The following is a 5449-nucleotide window of genomic DNA, read 5'->3' as shown; positions in this document are numbered from 1 at the left end:
TCCTCGGCCATGCGGCGAATCACCGGCTTCGGCTCGGTGGTGCGATACATCCGCACCGCACGCTCACGCAACTCCAGCGGGTACTTCCTCGGTGCAGACATCGTCTGGGTTCCTCTCATACGACCCATCTGACAGCCTGTCACCACTTCCCGCATCTCGGGGGAACCTCAGCCGGTGTCGCAGTAGTGGTCCAGCTCCAGGATCCAAAACTCGCCCAGCCGGGCCTCGTGCCCGGTGACGACCTGGGGAATGGCGACCGTGTGCAGGAGACCGAGGCGGCGTAGCAGTCCGCTGGGGAGCCAGGCCGCGGCGCGCCAGGTGTCGTCGTAGGCGATGGGCTGGCGTTCGTCTTCCCACTGCTTCTCGTAGTCGGTCCAGGTTCCTCCAGCCTGCCAGCAGGCCTCACCTCCGTTGGTCTGGATCCGGTGTGCGAGGGTCGCCTCGGCCTTCTGGTAGGCGCGACGGGAAGGGCCGGTGACCTGGAGGCTGGTCGGCTGCCCGAGACGGCGGAGCTCGATGCCGCGTTCGGTTCGCGCGTGGATGCGGACTCCGTTGAGACCGTAGATCTCGTCCTGGCCGGTACCCACGGGCATGCGGGCGGGCAGGAGCCCAGCCAACAGGCTGTCGAGACTGGCATCGCTCTCCACGTGCAATCGCACGCCGTCTGCGGTGGGCTGCACGTAGCGGATTCCGAAGGGGAACTCGTAGAAGTCGCGCTGCGAGTTGAGGATCCAGTAGAATGCCTCGGACTCTAGGCGGAGCTGTGCGTGGTGAGTCGGCGCCGGGATGAGGGGCGCGTCCGGTGGCAGGGCGGCGAGGACGTCGCAGGCAAGTTGGCGGGGTGCGCCGGTGTAGAGGGCGTAGGTACGGGCGCGGCTGCTGATCTGGGACGCCGACATCGGCAAGGCACCTTTCGCTCGGCTCCGTCGGCCCGCGGAGAGTGAGGAACAGGTACTGCTTGCGTACGGATGTCGGTGGTGGGGTTGAGCTGGTCGAAGTCGTACTTCTTCGCCTCCGCCTTGAACCCATGGGCCGAGGTTCGCGGAAGGAGCAGCAGACCGATGCCGCAAGGTGCCACCGTAGTCCCGGGGACGACGTCCACTGCATCGCCGCGCCGTCTGCGGGTGGAACGAAGCGGTCGGCAACTGGGTGCCGTTCCGCGACGAGGCGGCTGGAGTACCTGCCAGGGTGTACCGCGTGAGCGATGTGGAGGCTGCTCTCGTCCAGGCATGGCCGGCGGTCCTGAGTACGGCGCGTCTGGTGCTGCGGCCGGCGGGCGAGGCGGATATGCCGATGGTGCGGGAACTGCTGATGGACGCCGAGGTTCGGCGTTTCCTCGGTGGCGCTGTCACACGCGACCGGCTCGTCGCGAGGGCGCGCTCGTACCTGGGGCGGCCGGGGGCATGGGTGGTCGCTCTTGACGGCCGGGGCGTGGGCCTGGTCGTCCTGGGGGCGGATCATCGTGTGGAGGGCCGGGCGGAGCTGTCATACCAGTTGCTGCCTTCCGTCTGGGGCGCCCGAGTCGGCCGCGAGGCGGTGGCCGCGGTCCTTGGATGGTGGCAGGCACGGGTGCCTCGTCCTGCGTCGGTTGTCGCCGTGACACAGCAGGCGAACGTGGCCTCGTGTCGAGTCCTGGAAGCCGTCGGCATGGTGCGGGTCGACACCGTCGTCGAGTACGGCGCACTTCAGTGCGTCTATGCCCTGGTTGGCTCGGAGCGGGTCAGGGACAGCTCGGTGGCCAACCGCCTGATGTGAGGGCCCACCTCGTTCGGCGCGGGACTGCACGGCGCGGGGGCGTCGGTCCGTCGTGTGGTGGCCGCGGGAGGACGTCGGGCGCCTGGACGTGGCCACCGCGAGGAACGCATGCGCGGCGATCGCTCGTCGCCGTCTATGGCCTGCCGGAGGAACGGGTAGAGCGTCCGACCCACGGCCGCGATCCGCAGGGCGAGCGAGCGGCCGGCATCCGGGTGGGCGGCGAAGCCCGCGCACACAGCCCCGGGCACACCTTCCTCGCCTGTCTCGTGACAGACGATGTGGCCCTCCTCAGCAAGGCAGTCGGTGATGAGGCGGGCCAACTGCCCCGGGGCGAGGTTCCCGCGGTTCCCAGGACGGAAGTCGCACGTCGCACACCTCTCGCTGACGACCCGCACCATGCCGTTGCCTGTGTCGGCGACCGGGGCCTGGCCCACCGCCACCGTGCGCCGTCCGATCGACGGCCCAATCGCACCCACGTTGTTGGTCGCCACGGGCAACATTCTCCAGCAGACCGATCGGCGGAACATCGCGTTTTCGGATCCCGGGTCCGGCCGCCCCCCTTCCGGTGCAGTTCGGGGCAGAGGAAGCAGTGCGGGGGCGGAGTCCGCTCGGAAGCCGTTCGTACGCCGACCGGGCGGACCGCTCCCAGCCCGCTTCAGATCGAGCGGAAGACGGCTACCACTTTGCCGAGGATGACCGCGTCGTCGCCGCGGATCGGCTCGTACGCCGGGTTGTGGGGCACCAGCCACACCCGGCCATTCTCTCGGCGCAGCCGCTTGACCGTGGCTTCGCCGTCCAGCAGGGCCGCGACGATGTCGCCGTGGTCGGCGGTGTCTTGGCGGCGGACCGCGACCGTGTCACCGTCGCAGATGGCGGCTTCGATCACGCTGTCGCCGACAACCTTCAAGGCGATGAGTTCCCCGTCACCGACCAATTGACGGGGTAGTGCGTAGATGTCGTCGACCATCTCCTCGGCGAGGATCGGCGTTCCGGCTGCGATGCGGCCCACCAAGGGGACGGCCACCGCCTCCGGCGCTCTCTGCGGTGCCTCAGGTTCCTCGGCGCTGAAGGCCTTGGGGGGAATGCAGTACGCGCGGGGCCGGTGAGCATCACGACGCAGCTCCCCCTTCCGTTCCAGTGCAAGAAGCTGGTGCGCGACGCTGGAGGTACTCGACAAGCCGACTGCCTGGCCGATCTCGCGCATCGACGGCGGATATCCGCGGTCGGCAACCGAGCGGGAGATGTAAGTGACGATGGCCCGCTGCCTGTCGGTCAGCCCATCGGAGCCCGGGCGAATACCCGGAGGCCGTCCCGGCCGGAAGTGGGTGATGTTCATGGTGCCCCCCTTGCGATCTTGCGTGTCTGGACAGTAGCCCCACCCACTGACAAAAGGAACATCATTTCGATACCTGGAGGTGGCCGGGGCGCGGCACGGCGTACGTCCCTCGCGGCAGGAGCTGGGCATGGCGGCGGGGCCGGGTGGTCGTTCCCGGGTGGCGCAGCATCTGCTCTGCCCGGTCCGGCTGCTCCGGGGCATGAATGTGCGCGGTTGAGAGCCCGGTGGCGGCCATCGCGCCTTCGCCAGCCGGCGCGATCAGGCCCGGACGGCCCATTTCGGGCGTACCTCCGGGCAGGCGCCGTCGTTGGGCACTGGTGAGTGTTCGTAGCCTCCTCGACGTGGCCTTCGCCCGGCCAGAGATCCCTCCGGCCCGTAGCGGCGAGTTCGTGGTCACGGGCCTGGGAACAGACGCCTGGAAGGAGTTCCTCCTCGGCCCCGGTCCCGCCCCGGGTCGGTCTGGATCCTGGGACGAGCAGCTGGCCGGACTGTGGAAGCGGGTGGTCGCCGAATGCGGCACGGCCGACCGGCTCGCGACCGAGCACGACATCGATTGGGAGCTGGCTCCGCACGAGTCGAAGGCGGTCCTGGCACTCGGCGGACCGGGCGGGGCTGTCATCGACGTCGCCGCGGCCGCCGTGAGAACCCGGCATGAGGACTGGGCGCGGGAGACCCGGTTTGCCCGAATTCACCGGCGCCTGCCCGCGGACCTCGTCGGCCTGGTACCGGCAGATGTCGGCGCGTTGCGCTCCGGCGTGCTGACGGCGCGCGACTTCCGCGATGACGCGTACGGCAACCAGCAGGAGCTGCCTCTTCGGTGGCTGCGCGCCCTCACCGGCACCGCCGCGTATCTGGCCGCCGCCCACATGGTCCCCGCCCCGCTCGCCCTCGACGTGGTCACCACCGCTCCCCTGGAAGAAGAGATCCGGGCTGCCCTGCGGCTGCCGGCCCCCTGGTCTCTCGTCGTGCACGACGCGGTACCCCTGTCTGCTGCCGAGGCGGATGACGACGAGCTCGCCGCGCTCATCGAGAAGGGCGTGTGCATCGGACCGGAGCCGGTGATCCTCGGCGGTCTGCTCGCCGCACAGCCGGACGGCCGACTCGACACGACGTCCGGGTTTCTGCTGATCTCCGTCCTAGTCGGCGAAGGACGTCGGTCCTGGATGTTGCAGCCGGCCGCCTACGGCGACCACGCTGGCGGCCGTGTGCTGTACGGGTATGCCGCGCAGCTCGCGTTCGCCCGGTGGAAGCCCCCGCCCCTCCTGCCCGGCCTCGGGCCGCGGCCGACGTCTCGCAGCGCCCTGGCCAGGGCCTCCGAGAGCGCGGCGGGCCAGGCCGGAGGCTTCCACCAGGTCCACGTTCTCGACTTCTCCCCGCCAGTCGACGAACCGCCCGCGGAGCGCATGGAGCCGACCGGCGCCCGGGGTCCGCTCACGTTCGGCACGTGGCGCCGCGCGCACTGGAAACCGGGGGTACGGATTGGCATTCGGGACAGCTCGGGTCGCCTCGTCGGACCTGTGTACAAAGCCGACGCGGTCGAAGGAATCACGTTCACCCGCGAGCGCCGCTTCTTCACCCGCACCCGGATCCGCCGCGACCTTCCCCTCGCCCCCGTCACCTCCGTCTACCGCCTCCCAGACTCGGCTAGATGAAACGGTCGGTGATTCCATCCCCAGACCGGGTGGCCAGGCCGCTCGTGAGAGCCAGCCGGATGGGTCGTCGTATTGGTGATGGCACGGTGCCCGTCAGCGCACCCGGACGAGCGGGCCCTGGTCGCGGCACCTCACCGTCGCCGGAGACATTCGGTCAACAGGGGGCCCCGACCCGTCTCCACGCACTACGATCGCACCGAGCACTCCTGCACGTGGCGGCCCCTGCGGGCCGAGGATCCCAATGCAACGCGACTTCGCCGGCTGCCCGTATACCTCGGGCAGCCCGTCGACGAGGCACTCGGATGCATGCCTCACGCAGCCCAGGAGACTTCTCCCATGCCAGACCTCACCTCCCTTCGCCATTTCGAGATCGGCTACCAAGGCCGATCCGGCCGCCAGCCTCTCGTGTACCGCACGATCACCGGCACCTCCCCTCAAGACGCTCTCCAGGTAAACCTCGCCGTACTCCGGGACATCGGTGTCGGTGGCCCGGCCGGACTCCGCCTCCATGCCATCCGGATCGACAATGAGGAATGGGAGCCGCGCGTCGCCCGCGCCTACCCCGCCGGGACCGGGCCGCAGCTCACCAGGGAAGGCCTGCCCCTGGTCCATACTGACTTCAGCTCGTTGGGGTGATTCTGTCCGAACTCCCTGATGGGTGTGGGTGGGTGGCTGTATCCGTGGTGTGTGAAATATGCGGATGGGG

Annotated in this window: 5 protein-coding genes; 3 read left to right on the top strand and 2 right to left on the bottom strand. The window is 69.5% G+C overall.

Translation table 11 applies throughout. The annotated features are described in order from the left end of the window. Positions 1-167: 167 nt before the first annotated feature. Positions 168-899, bottom strand: coding sequence for a hypothetical protein (locus ACIBEA_RS44055; RefSeq protein ID WP_399270126.1), 732 nt, complete (start codon positions 897-899; stop codon positions 168-170). A gap of 298 nt (positions 900-1197) precedes the next feature. Between ACIBEA_RS44055 and ACIBEA_RS44050 the strand changes: the two genes are divergently transcribed. Next, entirely contained in the window at positions 1198-1755 is a 558-nt protein-coding gene (locus ACIBEA_RS44050; RefSeq protein WP_399270124.1) for a GNAT family N-acetyltransferase, read from the top strand. Between the two features lie 655 nt (positions 1756-2410). Here the strand turns inward: ACIBEA_RS44050 and lexA are convergent. Beyond that, positions 2411-3091 (bottom strand): transcriptional repressor LexA, encoded by a 681-nt coding sequence (gene lexA, locus ACIBEA_RS44045; RefSeq protein WP_399270122.1) that lies wholly within the window; start codon positions 3089-3091, stop codon positions 2411-2413. Between the two features lie 317 nt (positions 3092-3408). Here lexA and ACIBEA_RS44040 point away from each other — a divergent pair, with 317 nt between their 5' ends. Together ACIBEA_RS44040 and ACIBEA_RS44035 are read left to right on the top strand one after the other, a co-directional pair. Next, on the top strand, positions 3409-4743 hold the full coding sequence (locus ACIBEA_RS44040) for a hypothetical protein (RefSeq protein WP_399270120.1): 1335 nt from the start codon (positions 3409-3411) through the stop codon (positions 4741-4743). 336 nt (positions 4744-5079) lie between these two features. After that, on the top strand, positions 5080-5379 hold the full coding sequence (locus tag ACIBEA_RS44035) for a hypothetical protein (protein WP_399270118.1): 300 nt from the start codon (positions 5080-5082) through the stop codon (positions 5377-5379). Positions 5380-5449: the final 70 nt, after the last annotated feature.

Source organism: Streptomyces sp. NPDC051555, from assembly GCF_044454405.1.
Lineage (GTDB): Bacteria > Actinomycetota > Actinomycetes > Streptomycetales > Streptomycetaceae > Streptomyces.
This window is presented reverse-complemented; position numbering and strand designations above follow the sequence as displayed.

Bases quoted from the DNA above. Each gene is read 5' to 3' on its own strand.
- lexA (WP_399270122.1), bottom strand. From the start codon at position 3,091: ATGAACATCACCCACTTCCGGCCGGGACGGCCTCCGGGTATTCGCCCG.
- ACIBEA_RS44035 (WP_399270118.1), top strand. From the start codon at position 5,080: ATGCCAGACCTCACCTCCCTTCGCCATTTCGAGATCGGCTACCAAGGC.
- ACIBEA_RS44055 (WP_399270126.1), bottom strand. From the start codon at position 899: ATGTCGGCGTCCCAGATCAGCAGCCGCGCCCGTACCTACGCCCTCTAC.